The sequence below is a fragment of the Paraburkholderia franconis genome (assembly GCF_009362735.1).
In the GTDB taxonomy this organism is placed as follows: Bacteria; Pseudomonadota; Gammaproteobacteria; order Burkholderiales; family Burkholderiaceae; genus Paraburkholderia; species Paraburkholderia franconis.
Genome location: NZ_WHNP01000096.1, coordinates 1 through 21,572 on the forward strand (window position 1 = coordinate 1; position 21,572 = coordinate 21,572).

Below are 21,572 nucleotides of genomic sequence, written 5' to 3' on the forward strand. Positions count from 1 at the left end.
ATCGTCGAGGGACACCTGATGGGGGATCACGTTCACATGTGCCTGAGCATTCCGCCGAAATAAGCGGTATCGAACGTGGTGGGGTACATCAAGGGCAAGAGCGCAATTCAGATAGCCCGGAAGTACGGCGGTCGGCAACGCAATTTTACCGGCGAGCACTTTTGGGCCCGAGGCTACTTCGTTTCCACGGTGGGGTTGGACGAGCACATGGTACGAGCGTACATCCGCAACCAGGAGGAAGAAGATGAGCGGTACGACCAGATGAAGCTGGTCATGGAGTAAGCCGCCACCGGCGGCTTACGGTTTCATGCGCGCCTTTGAGGCGCTCACAATTTCAAGCCACCGGCTTTGCCGGTGGTATTTGACTAGATTCGATGTTTCGCGAGGTTGCCAGTTCGCCGAGGCTCGAGTCAGCGTCGGTGTATATAGACAGATTCCCGTCGCCGAAGCCAGCGTCAAACAAATAGAAGGACGCGAACATCGTTCGAACGACAGTCCCTAAGTGGAATGCGGCGCCGTGCTTCGAACTCAGAGCATGGAGACTCAGATAGTTGCGAAGCGACAGGTCGGTAAGAGCCGCATTGGAAAGCCTGCCTGTCACCGTCTGCGGAATTTTTCGGACACGTGCTGCCATGTTGAGTCAAATCGGTTTGTGCACACGTGCGACTGGGCACGTGTTCGGGGAGGCTATCGCAGGTGTATGTACATCTGATCTGTCTCAATACGCGTGGCATCAGCGTAACCAAGGCTGACCATCTGGATCGTTAGAAAATGACATAGACCTTGCGCATCGTTTCTTCGACTTCCCATGTGCCTTCTGTATGGGCTTCGAAGAACAGCGTGTCGCCGCCCGTGAAGTGGACGGTGTCCTCGCCGTCGGGCGTGAAGCGGCCGCGGCCGCTCAGGAAGTGCATGACCTCGGCTTGCTTGACCGAGCGGCGGTAGGTGCCGGGCGTGCATTCGAAGATGCCCGTGTCGATCGCCTCGCTGCCGCGTATCACCTTCTGCACGCCCGATACCCTGATCTCCGGCGTGCCCGGAAGACCGGCCGTGCCCCAGTCTTCCAGCCCCTGCAATGCAATGCCTTGTTTGATCTGCTGGACTTTCATCTCGTGTGCCCGTTGACGATGGTTGGAATGACAGCAATGCTCATTGCTCACTGTGTCTCGCGATCCGCCGCTCGATCCTCCCGAGCCGCACGACCGTCACGCCCGGACGCAATTGCCTGAGCGACGGCATCACGAGCATGCAATCGGGATACGGCGTGCGCACGGCCTGGCCGTCCGACCAGCCGATCACGCTGCCCGCATCGGGAAACACTTCGAGTCCCGTGTAGTGATCTGCGAAGCGAAAGTCGAGGCTCGTCGCGACGACGGGTTCCGTCACGCGCACGATCAGCATTTCGTCGGGCAGCGGCATGATCCAGCCTGGCGGCACATCCTCTTCGCCGATGACACCCGACAGCACCAGAAAGCGCGCCGTGACATCGCGCGCGACGGCCACGGCGCCCGCCTCCGAATGCTGCCCGCATTCGATCAGCAGCGCGTTCTTCACACTGTGCGGATCGCCGAAGCCTTCGTAATCGCGCATCCGGCGTCCTTCGGGATGGCCTTCGTCGCAGATCACCGTCGCTGGCGTGCCGAGCGTCTGTGCAAGCGCGATGCCCTTGTCGAGCGGCCCGGCGACGATCAGCGGCTTGCTCTTTTCGTGCATCGAATGCAGGTCGAGCAGCAGATCGACGGTATCGATCACGGGCCGCATCGCGCGTGCGCGGCGCAGCTCGCTGGAATCGAGTGCGGCGTTGTCGAGCGTTTGCGCAGTCCACACGCGATTGAAGTCCTGATCGACGAAACGCGCCGCGTCGGGGCGCGACGGATCGAAACGCGCATACGCATCGACGTTCGCGAACGAGAGTGTCAGCTTGCCGCGCCGTGGCCGCAGCTTCGCGCGCAGCAGCGCATCGACGACGATCGCGCCGCACACTTCGTTGCCGTGCGTGAGCGCGTTGATCATCACGTGCGGGCCGGCGATGCCTGAATCGAAGGTGTTGAGGTACGGAATGCCCGTGTCGCTGCGCTCGTGCGCGGCGATGTCGGGAAACGCGAGTTCGATCGGGTAAGCGTGCGCGTTCATTCGAGCCCGCCCTGGCAGAGGTATTTGATCGACAGGTAATCGTCGAGGCCGTACTTCGAGCCTTCGCGGCCATAGCCCGACTCCTTCACGCCGCCGAACGGCGCGGCTTCGCTCGCAAGCGCCCCTTCATTGATGCCGACGATGCCTGCTTCGAGCTGCCGCGCGACGCGGTCGATACGCCGCACGTCCTGGCTGTAGAAGTACGACGCGAGGCCGAACGGCGTGTCGTTGGCGGCGTGAATCGCTTCGGCTTCGTGGTCGAAGCGGAACAGCGGCACGACAGGGCCGAAGGTTTCTTCGCAGCTCAGTTGCATGTCGGGCGACGCGTCGGCGAGCACGGTGGGCGCGTAGTAGTTCGGGCCGAGTTCGGGCAGGCGCTTGCCGCCCGTCAGCACACGCACGCCGCGGCTCACGGCGTCGTCGACATGACGCGCGATCTTGTCGATGGCGCGCGCGTTGATCATCGGGCCGATCTGTGCGGCGGGATCGGTGGCGGGCGCGACCTTGAGCGCGGCGACGCGCGTCGCCAGCAGGTCCGCGAAGCGCTCGTACACGCCCGACTGCACATACACGCGATTCGGGCATACACAGGTCTGTCCGCCGTTGCGGAATTTCGCGGCGAGCATGCCGGTGACGGCGGCATCGAGGTCGGCGTCGTCGAACACGATGAAGGGTGCGTTGCCGCCCAGTTCGAGCGACAGCTTCTTCAACGTGCCCGCCGATTCTCGCGCCAGATACTTGCCGACAGGCGTCGACCCCGTGAACGTGATCTTGCGCACGCGGCTGTCGGCGAGCCAGTCGCCAACGGCAGGTCCCGCGTTCTCGCGCGATGCCGAGATCAGGTTCAGCACGCCCGCCGGCACACCGGCTTCATGCGCGAGCATCACGAGCGCGAGCGCGGTGAGCGGCGTGTCTTCGGCGGGCTTGCCGACGACGGTGCAGCCCGCCGCCAGCGCGGGCGCGATCTTGCGCGCGATCATCGCAAGCGGGAAATTCCACGGCGTGATCGCGGCGACGATGCCGACGGGTTCTTTGATCGCGCTCATCCGCTTGCCGCGCTGCTGCTGCGGAATGATGTCGCCGTAGATGCGCGTCGCTTCGTCCGCGAACCACGCAACATACGACGCGCCGTACATCACTTCGCCGCGTCCTTCGGCAAGCGGCTTGCCCTGTTCGAGCGAGATCAGGCGGCCGAGCGCGTCGGCGTTCGCGACCATCAGCGCGTGCCAGCGGTGCAGCACGGCTGCGCGGTCCCTCGGCAGCGTGTCGCGCCAGCCGGGGAACGCGCGGGCGGCGGCATCCGTAGCGGCGCGCGCGTCGGCGGCGTCACTGTCGGCGATCTGCGCGATGACTTCGCCCGTCGCCGGGTTCGTCACGTCGAAGCGCTTGCCGCCCGCTGACGCCACCCACTTGCCGTCGATGAAATTGTCGCTGCGGATCAGTTCGCTCAACTCGTATTGCTGTGTCATCAGAACACTCCTTTGCAGTTCACGCGCGACCCATCACGCGAGACGATGCGCAATGGCCGCGCCCACTTCCGCCGTGTTGGCCTTGCCGCCGAGATCGCCCGTATGCGGGCCGTCCTTGAGCACGGCTTCGATGGCGGCGAGGATCGCGTCATGCGCCTCGCGCTCCTTGCCCTGGCCGTTGCCGAGAAAATCGAGCATCATCGCCGCCGACCAGATCATCGCGACCGGATTGGCGATGCCCTTGCCCGCGATATCGGGCGCGGAGCCGTGCACGGGCTCGAACAGCGACGGGAATGTGCGGTCCGGATTCATGTTGGCCGACGGCGCAATGCCGATCGTGCCGGTGCACGCGGGACCCAGGTCCGACAGGATGTCGCCGAACAGGTTCGTCGCCACTACCACGTCGAAGCGGTCGGGATTCAACACGAAGCGTGCACAAAGAATATCGATGTGCTGCTTGTCCCACTTCACGTCGGGATAGTGCGCGGCCATTTCGGCGGCGCGCGCGTCCCACCACGGCATGCTGATCGAGATGCCGTTGCTCTTCGTCGCGACCGTGATCTTCTTCGCGCGGCGCTGCGCGAGATCGAATGCGAACTTCAGCACGCGCTCGGAGCCTTTGCGCGTGAAGATCGACTGCTGCATCACGAACTCGCGCTCGGTGCCTTCGAGCATCGTGCCGCCCACCGACGAGTATTCGCCCTCCGTGTTCTCGCGCACGATCATGAAGTCGATGTCGCCCGCCTTGCGGCCCGCGAGCGGCGATGGCACGCCTTCGAACAGCCGCGCGGGGCGCAGGTTGATGTACTGGTCGAACTCACGGCGGAACTTGAGCAGCGAACCCCACAGCGAGATGTGATCGGGCACCGTGTCGGGCCAGCCGACTGCGCCGAACAGAATGGCGTCGACGTTGCTCAGCTGCGCCTTCCAGTCGTCCGGCATCATCTGGCCGTGCTGAGCGTAGTAGTCGCAACTGGCCCATTCGATATGCTGATAGTCGAGGCCGATGCCATAGCGCTTGCTGATGGCGTCGAGCGCGCGCAGCGCCTCGGGCATCACTTCCTTGCCGATGCCGTCGCCGGGAATCACTGCGATGTGGTAGTTGCGGGTCATATGGGTCTCTTCGTCCAGAATGTTCGGGAATGAATGGGTTTTCGTAACGGCTGGTTGCGAGGCGAGGTTGAAAGGCGCGATTTCCTGAGGCCAACGATCAGCAGATCGACGACGGACGATGGACGACCGGGAAGAAGATGGTCATCAACGAACTGTTGAACCACGTTTTAAAACCAGATGTGCAGTCCGTATCATCGTTGTCGCACGGGTCGCGCAACGTCAGAACGACCGGCGCGTCCTAATGATCGTTCTGCGAGAAGAGTGACTCGAGCGGGTAGTGCGTCTTCACGAACGGAGTCTTGATAATGACGTAGCTGAAGTATTTCTCGATACCGATATCGCGCTCCAGCAGCCCTTCAATGATGCTTTGATAGTGACTGACGCTGCGCGTGACGAACTTCAGCAGGTAATCATAGCCGCCGCTCGCCAGGTGGCATTCGATGATCTCGTCGACATCCTTGACTGCGTTGACGAACCTGGTGAAGTCCTCGCGGCGATGGTCGGCGAGTGTGACTTCGGTGAACACGATTTGCACATCGCCGAGCTTCTCGAGCTGGATCTCCGCGCCATACCCGACGATATAGCCCGCTTTCTCCAGACGCTTCACGCGGATCAGGCAGGGACTGGGCGACAGGCCGACCGCGTCGGCCAGTTCGACGTTGGTGATACGCCCTCGTATCTGCAGCTGCGAGAGGATACGCAGATCGATGCGGTCCAGTTTGCAATCCGTACTCATCGTGATTTGGTCGCGCCGACATGTCCAGGTTCGATCAAGGCTATCACGCGGCCGCAGTGCGTTTGAATTCAACCGAACCCTTAATCGCGGAGCGGACATCGGTTTGGGCGAGCACGTCGTCGAGCGTCTTTTCGAGCCGCTCGAACAGCAGGTCGAACTCGCTTTCCGTGTAGCTCAGCGCGGGCGCGAAGCCGAGAATGTTGTCGCCGAAGGCGCGGAACACGAGGCCGTTTGCGTAGGCAGCCGCGGCGATACGGTCGGGCAGCTTGAGCGACGCCTCGAAGCCCCGCCTGGTTTCCTTGTCAGACACCAGCTCAAGCGCTCCCAGCAGGCCGCGGTGCCGCGAATCGCCGACGAGGGGGTGCGCGAGCAGCGCGTCGAGCCCCTGCGCGAAGCGCGGCCCGCGTGCGATGCCGTTTGCAAGCAGCCCGCCTTCGTGATAGCGGCGCATCACTTCGAGTCCGATGGCGGCGCTCACGGGGTGCGCGGAGTATGTGTGCCCGTGACCGATCGCCGCTGCGACGTCGCCGCCGTCGGCGATACCCTGATAGACGGCATCCGACATCAGCACCGCGCCCATTGGCGCATAGCCCGCCGTGAGGCCCTTCGCGACCGTCATCAGGTCCGGCTGGACGCCTTCCGCTTCGCATGCGAAGAGCGGCCCCGTGCGGCCGAAGCCCGTGATGACTTCATCGGCGACGAACAGGATGTCAAGCTTGCGGCACGCTTCGCGCATCGCATTCAGCCAGCCGACAGGCGGCACGATCACGCCTCCCGATCCCTGGATCGGCTCGCAGAAGAACGCGGCGACGTTGTCCGCCCCGAGTTGCGCGACCTTCGCTTCGAGCGCCGCGACGCTGGCGCTGATCAGCGCGGCGTCGTCGGCGAAGTCGTTGCGGTACCCGTAGGGCGATGCAATGTGATGCTGCGTTGGCAGCGGCACGTCGAAGTGGCGATGGAACGCGGGCAGCGCCGTGAGCCCCGCGCCGATCGACGACGAGCCGTGATAACCGCGTTGCAGCGCGATGAGGTGCTTCTTCGACGGGCGGTCCGTCGCGTTGTAGTAATGTGTAATGAAGCGCAGCGCGGAGTCGACGGCATCGGACCCGCCCAGCGTGAAATACACATGCTGCAGCGACGCGGGCGACAGTTCGACGAGCTGCGAGGCGAGTTCGATGGCCGGTTCGGAGCCGAAGTGAAAGTAGCCCGTTGCATAAGGCAGGCGGGCCAGCTGCTTCGTGGCGGCATCGACAATGCTTTGATGGCCGTAGCCGGTGTTCACACACCAGAGGCCGGAGAAGGCGTCGAGCAGCTCGTTGCCGTCGATGTCGCGCAGGAACACGCCCTGTGCAGATTCCAGCACGGTGACGCCGCGCGCTTCATGCGCGCGATAGCTGACGACGGGGTGGATCAGATGCCTACGGTCGGCTTCGATGAGCGATGGAATAGACATGGTGCAGTTCTCTTCTCGGAATGGGCTTGGACCATACCAATACTACGAGAGAGGCCCTTCCGCCGGTTCGCAAAACAAGCCGTGAAAAAACGCAAGTGCGGCTTTTTGCGAGGTACGCGCAGCATTTTGTGCTTGCTCGAGATTTATCGAGAGAAATACGCTGTTGATAGCATCAGTACCCGCGATCGCGGTCAATTTGCCCAAGCATTGGCAGGCCTTCGCTATAGCGGCGGATGTTGTCCAGCACCACATCGACGGCCGTCTCCGGCCGCGTCGCGCTTGCGATATGCGGCGTGATGCGCACGCGCGGATGGTCCCAAAGCGGATGCGATTCGGGCAGCGGCTCGGGGTCGGTGACATCGAGGATTGTGTTGTGCAACTGGCCGCTCGCCAGCGCATCGAGCAGGTCCTCCTGGTTCAACTGCGGGTCGCGCCCGACATTGATGAACGAGGCGCCCTTCGGCAGCCTGGCGAATATGCGCTTGTCGAGCAGACGTCACGTTGCAGCGGTAAGCGGCAACAGACAGATCAAGATATCGGTGCATGCGAGGAATGCATCGAGCGCTTCGACCCCGAATAACAGTCGACGCCGTCCAGATCGCGATGGATAGTCAGCACGGCCTGCGTGACATACTCGACCATTCCTTCGACGATACCCGGCTCAATCATGCGCACGACAGTGATATGCGGCGGTACTCCGGACAGGTCGAACTGGTCGATGCCTGCACCCACCGAGAAGAGCACTTCGAGGTTGGGTAGCGTGCGCACCAGATCGTCGGGAGGCTGCCGGGTGGCGAGAAAACGTACGGACTCTGGCTCGCCGATGTCGGGCCACGGCCGAAACGGAATATCGGGTGCCTTTACCGCAAAAAGCCGTGCCCATTGCTTGCCGCGTTCTGGATCGGCTTTGTAGAGTAGTGTCATGTTTGACCAAATTGTCAGCGGAAATTTGTTATTTGGATTACTAAGTAATAAAAACTGCAAGCTCAGCAACGGATGTCAGACAGATCAAACAGACGGTTGCCCAAGGTGACACGGCGGAACGCCGCTATCGTCGAAAAAGCCGCCGCTGACGCAGAACGTCTGCAGCATCAGTCGCCTAACCTGAAAAGCCACGGGGCTGCGCACGTTGATGACTGCCATTGACTGTCAACTTCGCTGCGGGGTCAACCTCACGGTACGCGCTCCGGCAAGACCGGACGTCAGTCGTGACATTCCGGCGCCGCGCTTTGGGGAGGAATCGTCGCGGCATCCGGCCATCGCGACAGGTCCGCGGAAATCACGGGTAGCCCGTTCGAACGGTCGTAAAGCCTCGCCCAGAGAGCCGCGTTTGGTGCACGCGTCGCGCAAACGCAACCGGGTCAAATCGGGTTGGCTCATTCACTAGCACACCGCCTGATTAACAATACCGAATTGCCGAAAGGATGCATCTGCGCGAAGCGCACCGTTGCGCGCCATCTTCACAACCGTACCGACTCGTGAAAGTCCGAGTGCTTCCAGCCACGCCGAGAGCTGGCATTCATGCGGTGTATCGATACGGACGAACGCGCCGGCGTTTAGCGAGAGCCAGTAACTGACCAGTGCCTTGGCACGGCTGGAGTCGTCTGAGTCCGGTGCCACGACCGGACCGATCGAGAAACCATGTCCGAAGCGTCGGATGAGGGCGAAACCAATCAGATCGCCATCACGGGCGAGTGCGATCCCTTGTGAAACTTCGAGGAGCGCCGGCAGGAGCGTCCCGCGGTCGAGGCCGCTCGCACGCGACGCCAACTCTATCAGGCGCGCGGTATCGTTCGAGCCGAGCGGGCGCAGTCGCTCGCCTGGAGGGAGCGAAACAAGTGGCGGCCGGAATGCGGTTCCCTGATGCTGATCAACTGTTCCAATCGCTTCGAAGCGGAGCTTCTCATACAGATGCCGGCCCTCTGCAGTTGCGTGAAGAATAACGGTCCGCTCGCCTAGTTCTTCTAGCAGCAGCTCCATGAGTTTGCGGCCGATGCCCCGGCCTTGCTGCTGCGGAGACACAATAACCATTCCGAGCGACGCGCTGTCATGTCCGAACTTCCAGCAGAGCCCCGTACCAACAAGCGTTCCGCTCGCATCTTCCGCGACGAATCCCGTGCCCGCCTCAGCGACAAATTGCCAGTCTTCCACGCGATGAGGCCACCCCAGTTCACTCGAAAGGGCGCGCGCGCCCGCGACGTCCAGAAGCGAAAAAGGGCGATAGACAATTTCGTGACCTGCGACCTGGGCTTCATTTCGGCCGGACATGCCTCTCTCCTTGGCTAGATGCTTACGCCGCAACTCTCGCATTGCCTTGCTTTGTTGTCCATAACGTTGACCGGCCGGAAAGCAAATCGACGCAAACTGCAGTGCCAAAGCGAAAAAAACGCGCCACATCTGCTGAATCAGCCCTTCAGTCAGCGAGTTGTGCCGGGTCGACAGCGGTAGGATTTCCACCTGAGTTAAAGCACGAATTCAACGTCAGATGCACGAGTCAAAAGGAGACGAAATGGACAGCTTCGATCCCGGCAAGGTTGCGGTGCGTTCCGGGCATTTCATCGGCGGAAAATACATCAACGAAGGCACGGAAACGCTGCAAGTGGTTCGTCCCTCCGATGGCGTCGCCTATGCGTCGGTTCCGATAGCGAACGCTGAAATGACGGATCGCGTCGTCGAGAATGCATGGACCGCCTGGCGCCAAAGTGGTTGGGGGCAAATTGCGCCGCGCGAACGCGCAAGGATTCTGCGCCGCTTTGCTGATCTTGTCGCCGCCGATGTCGAGACGCTGGCACTTTTGGAGGCGCTCGGATCCACCCGCCCGATCCGCGAGGCCGCAGCGTGGGACGTTCCTTTCACAGCGGAGGGCATCCGCTTTTACGCGGAATTCGCCGACAAGATCGGAGGCGATGTCGCAGCAACCGATCACGACCACCTTGGTATGACAATCGCGGAACCGTACGGAGTCGTCGGCGCGATCGCGCCGTGGAATTTCCCTCTGGTGATGGCCTCGTGGAAGCTCGCACCGGCGCTGGCGGCGGGCAATGCCGTGGTGTTGAAGCCGTCGGAGACGACGCCGTTTTCGGTGCTGCGCCTTGCGGAACTGGCCGTCGAAGCGGGCGTGCCGCCCGGTGTTTTCAATGTAATCCAGGGCGACGGTCACACGACCGGCGATGCACTTGTGCGTCATCCGCGCATCGCAAAAGTGACGTTCACCGGTTCCACTCGCACCGGGGCCGCGATCATGGCGGCATGCGCCCAGTCTGGAACGAAGCCGGTTACCCTGGAATTGGGCGGCAAGAGTCCGCAGGTCGTCTTCGCGGATGCGCCTCGTCTCGACGATGTAGCGCGCCGCATAGCAGCAGCGGTCGCGGGCAACGCCGGGCAGGTGTGCGTTGCGGGATCACGTCTTCTGGTGGAGCGGTCGATCGCAGAGGACCTGGCCGAACGGATCGAACGGATCTTCGCGGAACTTAGGGCGGGCGCAACATGGTCGAGCGGCACGACTCTATCGCCGATCATCTCCGAAACCCAGGCTGCACGCATCGAGACAATTGTGCAACGCACAGTGGCCAGCGGCGCAACTTTGCGCTGCGGCGGGCACCGCGCGGACGGGGAATCAGGCGGCGCATTCTATTTGCCAACCATCCTCTGTGACGTCAATGAGCAATCCGAAGCTGTCCGGGAGGAGGTGTTTGGCCCGGTTCTGACGCTGCAGACGTTCGATACGGAAGCAGAAGCGCTGGCTCTGGCGCAGCACCCCGACTATGGCCTGGCTGCCGGCGTGCACACCGCAGACCTGGGCCGGGCACTGCGCTTCGTGCGTGGTATTGAAGCAGGCACGGTATGGGTGAATCGTTACGGGAGAACCAGTGATTTCACGATTCCTACGGGTGGGTTCAAGCGCTCGGGCATTGGCAAGGATCTGGGACGGCAGGCCTATGAGGCAAATCTGCGCTTCAAAAGCGTCCTGATCGACATGCGGTCATGAACGGTTACTGCAAAGCTGGCGCGCAGGAAGAACGGTGTGCTACGGACGCGGCAGACTGTGCTGTTTCGGCCTCTTATAAAGCGTCTAACCCACGTTTTGCCCGCCAGAACCAACGACACTTTCTTTTTTGCGATGCTTAAATTCTGTTCAGGAATGCACTTCCTGTTTTCGCCACTGAACCCACGCGGGTTCACAACATGATAGGACCGAGACCATGATTCATTTCGAACCAAAGTACATCACGTTCGACTGCTACGGCACGCTGACGAAATTCCGTATGGGCGACATGGCCCGCGAGATCTACGGTAATCGCCTTCAGGGCGCGGAACTGGAGCAATTCGTTGCATTCTTCTCAGGCTATCGCCGCGACGAGGTGCTCGGCGCGTGGAAGCCGTATCGCGACGTCGTCGTCAATGCCGTACGCCGCGCGTGCAAGCGCATGAATGTCGAGTTTATCGAAGCGGAAGCGGAGCAGTTTTACCTCGCCGTACCGACGTGGGGCCCCCACCCGGACGTGCCGGAAGGCCTGTCGAGGCTGGCGAAGAAGTACAAGCTCGTGATTCTTTCGAACGCCTCGGACGATCAGATCCAGAGCAATGTCGACAAGCTGGGTGCGCCGTTCCACCGCGTGTTCACCGCGCAGCAGGCTCAATCGTACAAGCCGCGCATGCAGGGATTCGAGTACATGTTCGACCAGCTGAACTGCAACCCGGAGGACGTGCTGCATGTGTCGTCGAGCCCGCGCTACGACCTGATGACGGCGCATGACATGGGCATCAGGCACAAGGCGTTCGTCAAACGCGGTCACGAGCCGGACGCGCCGTACTACGAGTACTATGAAGTCGACACCATCGGCGATCTCGCAACGCAACTCGGTCTGTGATCCCCTGCCTTCATCTATGCAAGGACACCCGATGAAGCTCGACTCCTATTGGCTCGACACGGCGCCTGCCGGGTTGCAGGCTTGTGAGGGTCCCGTCGATGGCCATGTCGATGTTGCCGTGATTGGCGGCGGGTTCACCGGGCTGTCCGCTGCGCTGGCACTCGGCAGGCGCGGCGCGACGGTTGCGGTGCTCGACGCCGGTCGCATTGGCGGAGGGGCATCGGGTCGCAATGGCGGCCAGTGCAACACGGGCGTTGCGCACGACTACGCGGCGCTGCGCGAGCAATTGGGCATTGAGCGCGCGCAAGGTTGCTATCGCGCGTATGCCGAGGCGGTTGCTACGGTCGAGCGGCTGATTCGCGAGGAACAGATTGACTGCGACTATCTCGCGTCGGGTAAGCTGAAACTGGCCGCGAAGCCGCAACATCTGGCGCACCTCGAGCAGACGGCCGAGCTGATCCGCCGCGAAGTTGATCCCGATGTCGAGATCATTCCGCGCGAGCGTATTCGCAGCGAAGTCGGATCGGACAGTTTCTTCGGGGGCCTGCTGCATAAGCACGGCGGGCAGATGCATATGGGCAAGTTTGCGGTCGGTCTGGCGAATGCGGCCGTGCGCAACGGTGCGCGGCTTTTCGAGCACGCGGCCGTCACGTCGATTGCGAAGGACCGCGGCGCTTACCAGATCGAGTCCGCGCGCGGCACATTACGCGCGCAGCACGTATTGATCGCGACGGGCCCATCTCGGCATGGGCCGTTTGGCTGGTACCGGCGGCGCATGGCACCGGTCGGTTCATTCATCATTGTGACGGAACAGTTGCCTGCCGAGCACCTCACCCGGCTGTTGCCAAACCGGCGCTCATACACGACGAGCCGCCTGATGCACAACTACTTCCGCGTCACGCCCGATTCGCGCCTGTTATTCGGTGGACGTGCGCGCTTTACGGCATCGGAGCAACCATCGGACGAAAAAAGCGGCCGTATCCTGCAGGCGAACCTCGCGCATATGTTCCCGAGCCTTGCCAATGCGCGCATCGACTATTGCTGGGGCGGTCTTGTCGATATCACGGCTGACCGTCTGCCGCGCGCCGGCCAACACGACGGCATCTATTTCTCGATGGGCTACAGTGGCCACGGCACGCAGATGTCAACGCACATGGGTCAGGTGATGGCCGAGGTGATCGCCGGAAACGCAGAAGCGAACCCATGGCGAGACTTCGAGTGGCCCGCGATTCCGGGGCACACGGGCAAACCGTGGTTCCTGCCGCTTGTCGGCGCGTACTTCCGGATCAAAGACGTCTTCTACTGACGAACAACTCCCTTGTGGAGGAGACAGATGCACAAGATAAATATGCGCGACGCTGGCGCCAGCGTCGGCGATGAACTTCAACAACTCACGCGCAAAGGCGTGTCGCGACGCAATCTGCTTCGCGCGATGGCGGCTGGCGGGATGCTGTCGATGACCTGCACGGGACTGCTGGCCGCGAGCGGGTCGGCATTCGCGCAACAGAGTCCAAAAAAAGGCGGGAAGATTCGCGTCGCGACGCAATCGGCGTCCACTGCGGATACGCTCGATCCTGCGAAGGGCGCGCTGAGCACGGATTATGTGCGCGCCAACATGTTCTACAACGGTCTGACCGAGCTCGATTCGCATCTTGGCGCCAAAATGGCGCTCGCAGAGTCGCTGGAAACGAAGGACGCGACCGTGTGGGTCGTGAAGCTGCGCAAGGGCGTGCAGTTTCACGACGGCAAGGCGCTCGCGCCTGCCGACGTTGTCTACTCGATCATGCGCCACAAAGACCCGGCGACCGCCTCGAAGGCGAAGACGCTCGCGGATCAAATCAAGGACGTGAAGGCGACGGGTGCGAACGAATTGACGATTAACCTCGAAGGAGCGAACGCCGACCTTCCAGTGATCCTGGCGACCTCGCATTTCATGATCATCAAGGACGGAACAAAAGATTTCAGGACGGCTGTCGGCACCGGTCCGTTCAAGCTCAAGGAATTTTCGCCGGGCGTGCGTACCGTAGGCGTGCGCAACGAGACGTACTGGAAGACAGGACTGCCGCATCTCGATGAGATTGAACTCATCGGCATCGGCGATGAACCGGCGCGCGTCAATGCGTTGCTTTCAGGCGACGTGCAGCTGATCAATGCGGTGACGCCCAACTCGGCGCAGCGGATCAAGGGGACACCTGGGTTTTCAGTGCTCGAAACGAAAACGGGCCAGTACACGGACCTGATCATGCGCGATGAAGGCGGCATCACGGGCAACGAGGATTTCCGCCGCGGCATGATGTATCTGCTGGATCGCGAGCAGATCCTCCGCGCGGCGTTTCGTGGCTACGGCGCGATCGGTAACGACCAGCCTATTGATCCGACGAACAGGTACTACTTTGCGGGTCTGCCGCAACGGAGTTTCGATCCGGACAAGGCCAGGTTCCATTTTCAGAAGGCGAAACTCGGCAACGCTCCGCTGCAACTGTACGCGTCGCCGGCGGCTACAGGATCGGTCGAAATCGCGATGTTGCTACAGGCGACCGCGCCGCGCGCTGGCCTCAACCTCCAGGTGAGCCGGGTCCCGGCAGACGGCTACTGGTCGAATCACTGGATGAAGCATCCGCTCAGCTTTGGCAACGTCAACGCGCGGCCGAGTGCCGATGTGCTCTTCACGCAGTTCTTCAAGTCGGACGCGCCGTGGAACGAAGCGAACTGGAAGAACCCGAAGTTCGACCAGATGCTCATCGCCGCACGTGGCGAGCCTGACGATGCGAAGCGCAAGAAGATCTATGGCGACATGCAGGTGATGGTGCATGAAGCCGGCGGTATTGGCATTCCACTGTTCGTGAGTTCACTCGACGGACATACAACCAGGCTGAAGGGGCTTGGCTCAATTCCGCTGGCCGGACTGATGGGCTTCACGTTTGCGGAACACGTCTGGCTCGAGTCTTGACCTGCCACGTCTTCAGTCGCGCCGCTACTTCGCGGCGCACCATTTCTGTACAGGAGGCGTTTCCAGTATGAAAGCAAACGCGCAACGACTCATCGCCGCCCGCCTCGGTTTCGCGATGGTCACGCTGCTGCTGGTGTCGGCCATTGTGTTCGCGATTACGGGCCTTTTGCCCGGCGACGCGGCGCAGCAGGCGCTCGGCCAGGCGGCCACGCCGGAACAGGTGGCCGCCTTGCGTCACCAGTTTGGTCTCGACCAGCCCGCTCTGCAGCGCTATTTCCAGTGGCTCCTGCACGTCGTAAGCGGCAGTTTCGGCATGTCTCTGTCGAACAACTTGCCGGTGAGCGAGCTGATCGCAACCCGCCTGCCGAATACGCTCATGCTTGCAGGGCTGACGGCCGCTGTGTCGGTGCCCATCGCGCTGGCGATCGGCATTCTGTCGGCAATGTATCGCGGTTCGCTGCTGGACCGCGCCCTCAACGTGCTGACGTTGTCGACCGTCGCTGTGCCCGAGTTTCTGATTGCGACGATCGCCGTGCTGATCTTTGCTGTCAAGCTTCGCTGGCTGCCGGCGCTGTCATATCTGTCGGAGGTCACGTCGTTCGGCGCGCTGGTGCGAATTTACGCGATGCCCGTGATGACACTGTGTTGCGTGATCGTGGCGCAGATGGCTCGTATGACGCGCGCCGCGGTGCTCGACCAGCTGAACGCGTCGTACGTCGAGATGGCCGTACTCAAGGGCGCGTCGCCCGTCCGCATCGTGTTGCGTCATGTGTTGCCGAATACGATTGGCCCCATTGCCAATGCGGTTGCCCTGAGTCTGTCGTATCTGTTCGGCGGTGTCGTGATCGTCGAGTCGATCTTCAACTATCCCGGACTCGCGAGCCTGATGGTCGATGCCGTCACGAACCGCGACATGCCGCTGGTGCAAGGCTGCGTGATGGTGTTCTGTGCGGCGTATCTCGCCCTGGTACTCATCGCCGACCTGTGTCAGATCATCTCCAATCCGAGGCTGCGTCAACGATGAACCGACCCAACACATCCCATGCAAGGACCGTTCTGTACTCGGTACCTGGCGAAGAAACCCGCCCTTGTGCCGATGCGCTCGAGGACGCGCCCGCCGCAGTGTCCGTCGGAAAGCGTGGTCCGCTGCGCCGTCTCGCGAATCGTCTCTCGCTGCTGGGCCTGGTCGGCCTGGTGATCGTCGTGTTCTGGCTCTGCGTTGCGTTCATCGGCCCGCTGGTTGCGCCGTACAAGGGGGGCGCGGTGACGTCCACTGAGGTATTCGGGTCGTACAGCGCGGCGCATCTGTTCGGCACCGATTATCTGGGCCGCGACATGCTGAGCCGGGTGCTGTATGGCACGCAATACACCGTGGGACTGGCGCTTGCGTCGACGGTGCTCGCCAGTTGCATCGGCACGTTCTTCGGGCTGATTGCGGCCGTGTCCGGGCGCTGGGTCGACGAAATCATGAGCCGACTGTTCGACGCCCTGATCTCCATTCCAAGCAAAATCCTCGCGCTCGTCGTCATCGCCGCGTTCGGTTCGTCAGTGCCGATGCTGATCATGGTCGCCGCGCTAGCCTACATTCCCGGCGCGTTTCGCATCTCGCGCTCGCTTGCGGTCAACCTGATGACGCTCGAATACGTGCAGGTCGCAAAGGCGCGCGGCGAAGGACTGTTCTACATCGCGCGCGTCGAGGTGCTACCTAACATGATTCATCCGATGCTCGCTGACTTCGGCCTGCGCTTCGTGTTCATCGTGCTGCTGCTCAGCGGCCTGAGCTTTCTCGGCCTCGGCGTGCAGCCACCGAATGCGGACTGGGGTTCCCTGGTGCGCGAGAACATCGGCGGTCTGGCGGAAGGAGCGCCTGCTGTACTGATGCCTGCCGTTGCAATCGCGACGCTCACGGTTGGCGTGAACCTGCTGATTGACAGCCTGCGCCGGCATGCCGCCCGCGCGCATGGAGGCGCCAAATGAACATGATCGAAGTCAAAGGCCTGCGCGTAGTCGCGGGCTCAGCACCCGACCCGGTCGTCGAGATCGTCAAGGGGGTCGATTTCACCGTGAAGAAGGGAGAGGTGCTCGCGTTGATTGGCGAGTCAGGCTCGGGCAAGACGACGATTGCGCTATCGCTGCTGGGGCACGCACGAGGCGGCTGTTCTATTGCTGGCGGCTCGGTGAAGATCGGCGGCGTCGAAGTGCTGTCACTCGATGCAGCCGGACGTCGCGGGTTGCGCGCGCGCACCGTCGCTTACGTCGCACAGAGCGCGTCGGCGGGTTTCAACCCGGCCCGCACGATCATGGACCAGGTGACCGAGCCTGCGCTGCTGCACAGGTTGATGACGCCTGCCGCGGCCCGCGAGAAGGCCGTAGGACTGTTCCGCTCGCTCGCGCTGCCTGCGCCGGAAACGATCGGCTCGCGCTATCCGCATCAGGTGTCGGGCGGGCAGTTGCAGCGGCTGATGGCGGCGATGGCGCTGATTACCGATCCCGCGGTCGTCGTGTTCGACGAACCGACGACTGCGCTTGACGTCACCACACAGATCGAAGTGCTCGCCGCGTTCAAGAAAGTGATCCGCGAACTGGGCACGACGGCCGTCTATGTGTCGCACGATCTTGCCGTTGTCGCGCAGATGGCAGACCGTATTGTTGTGCTCAACGGCGGTACCGTGCGCGAAAACGGCACGACCGGGCAGGTACTTGATGCGCCGGCCGACGACTATACGCGGCAACTGCTCGCGGCAACCCGCCGACCGGAGCCAGAGCTTGCGATCGCGGCCACAGATTCGTTGCCACCGCTGCTTGAGGTCCGCAATCTGAATGCCGGGTATGGACGGACCGACGCGAACGGCATACCAGCCGTGTGCGTGCTCGACAATGTGAGCCTCAAGATCGCGCGCGGCAGCGCGCTCGGCGTGATCGGCGAATCGGGCTCGGGCAAGACGACACTTGCGCGCGTGGTGGCGGGACTGGTGGATCGTGCCCGGGGCGAGGTGCTGCTGGACGGCAAGCCGCTGCCCGAGAAGCTCTCCGCGCGCACGCCCGATCAGTACCGCCGCGTGCAGATCGTGTTCCAGAACGCCGACACAGCGCTCAATCCGAGCCACACGATCGCCGACATCCTCGCTCGGCCGATGAACTTCTATCACGGCCTGCGCGGCGCGGCGGCACAGAAGCGCATGTTCGAACTGCTGGATCTGGTGAAGCTGCCGGCGTCTATTGCCAGGCGTCAGCCGGGCGGTCTGTCGGGTGGCCAGAAGCAGCGCGTGAACCTGGCGCGTGCGCTTGCGGCCGACCCTGCGCTGATTCTTTGCGACGAAGTGACCTCCGCACTGGATACTGTAGTTGGCGCGGCGATTCTTGACCTGCTCGTGGAACTGCGGCGAGAACTCGGCGTGTCATACATGTTCATCAGCCACGATATTTCGACAGTTCGAGCAATCTGCGACGACGTCATGGTGCTCTATGCCGGTCAATGCGTTGAAGCGGGGCAGCGCGATGTACTCGCCGCGCCACCGCACCACCCCTACACAGGGCTACTCGTCGATTCGGTGCCGGCGCTGCGCCCGGGCTGGCTCGACTCACGGCGCCCGCTCACAGGCGCTGCGTTGCCGTCAATGGGGCCCGCCAGCGACTCCACCGAACTGTGCAGTTTTCGGGCGCGTTGTCCCGTCCGACTCGACGGCAAGTGCAACGTTACGCCTCCCCCTGCCAGAACGCTGCCCTCGGGCGCCGTGATCCTTTGCCACCGGTCGAATAAGGAATTGCAGGTCGCGCAGACATCCAACCCGGTGACGGCATGAACACACGCACCGCATGGGCGGCGGAGAACGAACGCACGACCCCGGAATTGCGTGGATGAAAGTCCAGTCGATGTCGCCGGAGGCACACGTTGCTGTTCGGACCTCATGAGGCGGGATACGGATTTCGAGTTCGGCGACAGCTGTCGTCCCCGAGATTCGCCCGCAGGATGTGCTGTTAGGGACTTTAGGACAACTGGATTGTGTTTTTTCTATTGCACAAATCAGTGACCGCCTGACTTTTTACACTGGTTAAATGTTCGATAGGGGAGGCAGCCTGGTAGCACAGGGGTGGGCTTTATCTGTTTAACTAAATTTGCAACGATAAGACTCTTAACCATGATCGATTTCGAGCGCAAGTACATTGAACTTCCTAATTGATCACATGTCGCCCGAGTCTATGGGCAACGTTTGAAAGATGCGGCACTGGAGATGTTCGTCGCATTTGTGGTCAGTATGGGTTTGATGAGTGCTGGGTGCGTGGAAGCCATATCGCATGTAGCCTCAAATTCGGGGCTGCCTCGCAGCATGGAAATTAATGCCATCCTTGCCTCGAGGGCTCCGTGGCCAGCAGCTCAATACTACATTCCCTTCCTTCAGTCGTTAATTGCGCAATACGCAGGAGCAAAAATGACAGCGGCCTTTGTGCTGCACCGCGCCGACGGTGCACCACTTTCAACCTCTTTCCACAGGGCGGCGTTCGGAACTGACGACCCTTTTGGCCGAAACCGTGAAATCGCGTGGGAAGGACCCGACTCGATCATCGCGGGCCGGGCCAGCTTCATTGGTGAGCTCCGCGTCCCAAGTTTCCCCCACATTGAAACGATTGTCGTGGTGGACGGACAACTCACTCTTGAAACGGTCGGGAAGCCGCCGTTGGTGCTCGGTCCAGGAGCGGGCGCCGTCGTCGGTTGCGGTACCGCGCTTCGCATGAGCGCCGAATCCCGCACGCGTTTTGTGTTCTGTGCCGCCGCTTGCAAGCGGCCGACGAAGACCGGTCTCACCCCCTTACGCGCCGACGCCGATTTCAAGCCAACAGCAACCCTGCCGGCGGAGGTGCTGCTGGGGCCGGCTCCCGAATGTCGCAGCGACAATGTCTTCACCGAGGACGACGTCGAGTACAAGGCAGGTACGTGGGATTCGACGCCGTATCACCGGATCATTCGCCCTCATCGCCTGAACGAGTTTATGCATCTTCTGGCCGGCAGCGTGCGGTTCGCCGCGCCTGACGGCAGCGTGCTCTCGCTCGGCGTGGGCGATGCACTGTTCGTGCCAAAGGGGGCGCCGATTGGATGGGAAAGCAGCGATCGCGTGGTGAAGTACTACGTTGTTCAAACCGTCCAGGATTCAAGCGAACGAGGTTAATTATGTCCCCTCCGCTGAACCAAATCCAAACCTCACCGACGTTACCGGCCGCTGCCGACGTGGTCGTGATCGGAGGCGGCATCATCGGCGTATTTGCCGCTTATTACCTCGCCCGGCGCGGCGTGTCCGTCGCTCTCGTCGAGAAGGGAAGGATCGGCGCCGAACAATCGAGCCGCAATTGGGGTTGGTGCCGGCAACAGAACCGCGACGCACGCGAATTGCCGATGGCGAGCAAAAGCCTTGATCTYTGGGAACGATTTGCCATCGAGTCCGGCGAAGATACGGGCTTTCATCGCTGCGGGCTGTTGTATCTGAGCAATGACGACGCCGAGCTCGCTCGTTGGGCCAGTTGGYGCGATTTTGCAAAGACGGCGGGAGTGACGACCTACATGCTCGATAGCCGGCAAGCCGCCGAGCGCGGAAAGKYGACTGGCCGRYCTTGGAAAGGCGGCGTCTTCTCGCCCAGCGACGGCACGGCSGAYCCRGSGAARGCMGCGCCGGCCGTGGCAACYGCRCTSATGAAGCTCGGGGGCAGCGTCACGCAACACTGCGCGGCGCGCGGCGTAGAGTTGGAGCGCGGACGTGTCTGCGGCGTCGTAACCGAAGCCGGCGTCATCAAGGCCCGCACTGTYGTGYTCGCGGGTGGCGCGTGGGCGYCCGCGTTCTGCCGTCAACTCGGCATCCGATTTCCTCAGGCCTCGATCCGCCAGTCCATCCTGAGCGTGTCCCCTGTCGAACATCGCTTGCCGGATGCTTTGTTCACCTCCGGCGTATCGGTGACTCGCCGGAACGACGGACGCTATGTATTGGCCATCAGTGGTCGCGCGCGCGTGGATGTGACGCCACAGTTCCTGCGATTTGCCCCGCAGTTCATGCCCATGTTCGCCAGGCGCTGGCGCAGCCTCCTTCCGGGCGGTCTGGAGGGAGTCCGGGGTGGCCATGAAACGCTCACGCGGTGGCGGCTCGATGCGCCGACACCCATGGAGCGCGTACGCATCCTGGATCCGAAGCCTGATCGGGCGACGGTCACCGAAACCCACCGCCGCGCCGTCGACCTGCTGCCCGAACTTCGCRRAGCCARCATCACGCACGCGTGGGCCGGTTTCGTCGACAGCACGCCGGACGGCGTKCCGGGTATTGGCGAGTTGCCGGGTGTGCCCGGATTAATCCTGGCTGCGGGCTTTTCGGGCCACGGCTTTGGCATCGGCCCCGGCGCGGGGCACTTGATCGCGGACCTTGCCAGCGGTGTGGAGCCGATCGTTGATCCTATACCGTATCGGCCTGGCCGATTCGCCAATTCCTCGTGGGGTAAGGTCGCCGATTTCTAGGGCAYACCTGAGCCATCTGACTTTTAATCAATGACGTTTACGAGTCGAATCAGACYATGACAACCATCGCAGTGGTTCACACAGGACCAGTTTCGGTCCAGCCGATCAAGGAGCAAATCAGTGAGCAAATTCCTGATGCGCGGGTGATCAACATCGTCGATGACAGCTTGCTCAGTGACGTTCGGGCGGCCGGCCATGTAACTCCGGAAGTTGCAAGTCGAATTCATTCGTACATGGCCAATGCGCAGGGGATGCGCGTCGACATCATCCTTAACGCCTGTTCGTCCGTCGGTGAAGCTGTAGATTCGGTGCGCAATTTTATTAGCACTCCAATTGTGAAAATCGACGAGGCGA

General features: G+C 61.9%; 16 protein-coding genes and 3 pseudogenes. 11 read left to right on the forward strand and 8 right to left on the reverse strand.

The genetic code is table 11. From position 1 onward, the window contains the following. A pseudogene (gene tnpA / locus GCT13_RS42145) lies at positions 1 to 282 on the forward strand (IS200/IS605 family transposase); the annotation flags it as partial. A 482-nt stretch (positions 283 to 764) separates the two neighbouring features. On the opposite strand, the gene GCT13_RS42150 reads toward tnpA, so the two are convergent. The 8 genes and pseudogenes from GCT13_RS42150 to GCT13_RS42185 form a co-directional block, all read right to left on the reverse strand. Beyond that, positions 765 to 1,109, reverse strand: a complete 345-nt coding sequence (locus GCT13_RS42150; protein WP_152767734.1) for a cupin domain-containing protein — start codon at positions 1,107 to 1,109, stop codon at positions 765 to 767. Between the two features lie 40 nt (positions 1,110 to 1,149). Then, complete coding sequence (locus GCT13_RS42155; protein WP_152767735.1) at positions 1,150 to 2,133, reverse strand: M14 family metallopeptidase; 984 nt, start codon at positions 2,131 to 2,133, stop codon at positions 1,150 to 1,152. Beyond that, entirely contained in the window at positions 2,130 to 3,602 is a 1,473-nt protein-coding gene (locus GCT13_RS42160; RefSeq protein WP_152767736.1) for an NAD-dependent succinate-semialdehyde dehydrogenase, read from the reverse strand. Before GCT13_RS42160 ends, GCT13_RS42155 begins: the two co-directional genes overlap by 4 nt. A 33-nt stretch (positions 3,603 to 3,635) precedes the next feature. Next, positions 3,636 to 4,715 carry a tartrate dehydrogenase gene (locus tag GCT13_RS42165; protein ID WP_152767737.1) on the reverse strand — a complete coding sequence of 360 codons (1,080 nt, stop codon included), beginning with the start codon at positions 4,713 to 4,715 and terminating at the stop codon, positions 3,636 to 3,638. Between the two features lie 238 nt (positions 4,716 to 4,953). Further along, positions 4,954 to 5,451, reverse strand: a complete 498-nt coding sequence (locus tag GCT13_RS42170; protein ID WP_152767738.1) for an Lrp/AsnC family transcriptional regulator — start codon at positions 5,449 to 5,451, stop codon at positions 4,954 to 4,956. 43 nt (positions 5,452 to 5,494) lie between these two features. Next, the gene (locus GCT13_RS42175; RefSeq protein WP_152767739.1) at positions 5,495 to 6,904 is read right to left on the reverse strand and encodes an aspartate aminotransferase family protein; all 1,410 of its coding nucleotides are present in this window, start codon (positions 6,902 to 6,904) and stop codon (positions 5,495 to 5,497) included. A 172-nt stretch (positions 6,905 to 7,076) separates the two neighbouring features. Continuing rightward, positions 7,077 to 7,828: pseudogene (locus GCT13_RS42180) on the reverse strand (2-hydroxyacid dehydrogenase). A 459-nt stretch (positions 7,829 to 8,287) separates the two neighbouring features. Next, positions 8,288 to 9,172 (reverse strand): GNAT family N-acetyltransferase, encoded by an 885-nt coding sequence (locus GCT13_RS42185; protein ID WP_152767749.1) that lies wholly within the window; start codon positions 9,170 to 9,172, stop codon positions 8,288 to 8,290. Between the two features lie 241 nt (positions 9,173 to 9,413). Here GCT13_RS42185 and GCT13_RS42190 point away from each other — a divergent pair, with 241 nt between their 5' ends. The 10 genes and pseudogenes from GCT13_RS42190 to GCT13_RS42235 all read left to right on the forward strand — a co-directional run. Beyond that, positions 9,414 to 10,892 (forward strand): aldehyde dehydrogenase family protein, encoded by a 1,479-nt coding sequence (locus GCT13_RS42190; protein WP_152767740.1) that lies wholly within the window; start codon positions 9,414 to 9,416, stop codon positions 10,890 to 10,892. A 214-nt stretch (positions 10,893 to 11,106) separates the two neighbouring features. After that, entirely contained in the window at positions 11,107 to 11,775 is a 669-nt protein-coding gene (locus GCT13_RS42195; RefSeq protein WP_152767741.1) for a haloacid dehalogenase type II, read from the forward strand. Between the two features lie 31 nt (positions 11,776 to 11,806). Continuing rightward, complete coding sequence (locus GCT13_RS42200) at positions 11,807 to 13,081, forward strand: NAD(P)/FAD-dependent oxidoreductase (RefSeq protein ID WP_152767742.1); 1,275 nt, start codon at positions 11,807 to 11,809, stop codon at positions 13,079 to 13,081. Positions 13,082 to 13,108: 27 nt separating this feature from the next. Continuing rightward, positions 13,109 to 14,725 carry an ABC transporter substrate-binding protein gene (locus GCT13_RS42205; protein ID WP_152767743.1) on the forward strand — a complete coding sequence of 539 codons (1,617 nt, stop codon included), beginning with the start codon at positions 13,109 to 13,111 and terminating at the stop codon, positions 14,723 to 14,725. Between the two features lie 67 nt (positions 14,726 to 14,792). Further along, entirely contained in the window at positions 14,793 to 15,749 is a 957-nt protein-coding gene (locus GCT13_RS42210; RefSeq protein ID WP_152767744.1) for an ABC transporter permease, read from the forward strand. Beyond that, positions 15,746 to 16,702 carry an ABC transporter permease gene (locus tag GCT13_RS42215; protein ID WP_152767745.1) on the forward strand — a complete coding sequence of 319 codons (957 nt, stop codon included), beginning with the start codon at positions 15,746 to 15,748 and terminating at the stop codon, positions 16,700 to 16,702. Before GCT13_RS42210 ends, GCT13_RS42215 begins: the two co-directional genes overlap by 4 nt. Next, positions 16,699 to 18,528, forward strand: a complete 1,830-nt coding sequence (locus GCT13_RS42220; RefSeq protein WP_152767746.1) for an ABC transporter ATP-binding protein — start codon at positions 16,699 to 16,701, stop codon at positions 18,526 to 18,528. Before GCT13_RS42215 ends, GCT13_RS42220 begins: the two co-directional genes overlap by 4 nt. 627 nt (positions 18,529 to 19,155) lie before the next feature. Beyond that, positions 19,156 to 19,890, forward strand: a complete 735-nt coding sequence (locus GCT13_RS42225; protein ID WP_152767747.1) for a cupin domain-containing protein — start codon at positions 19,156 to 19,158, stop codon at positions 19,888 to 19,890. A 2-nt stretch (positions 19,891 to 19,892) separates the two neighbouring features. Then, positions 19,893 to 21,218: an NAD(P)/FAD-dependent oxidoreductase gene (locus GCT13_RS42230; protein WP_152767748.1), complete on the forward strand. Its 1,326-nt coding sequence runs from the start codon at positions 19,893 to 19,895 to the stop codon at positions 21,216 to 21,218. A gap of 56 nt (positions 21,219 to 21,274) precedes the next feature. Then, a pseudogene (locus tag GCT13_RS42235) lies at positions 21,275 to 21,572 on the forward strand (aspartate/glutamate racemase family protein); the annotation flags it as partial.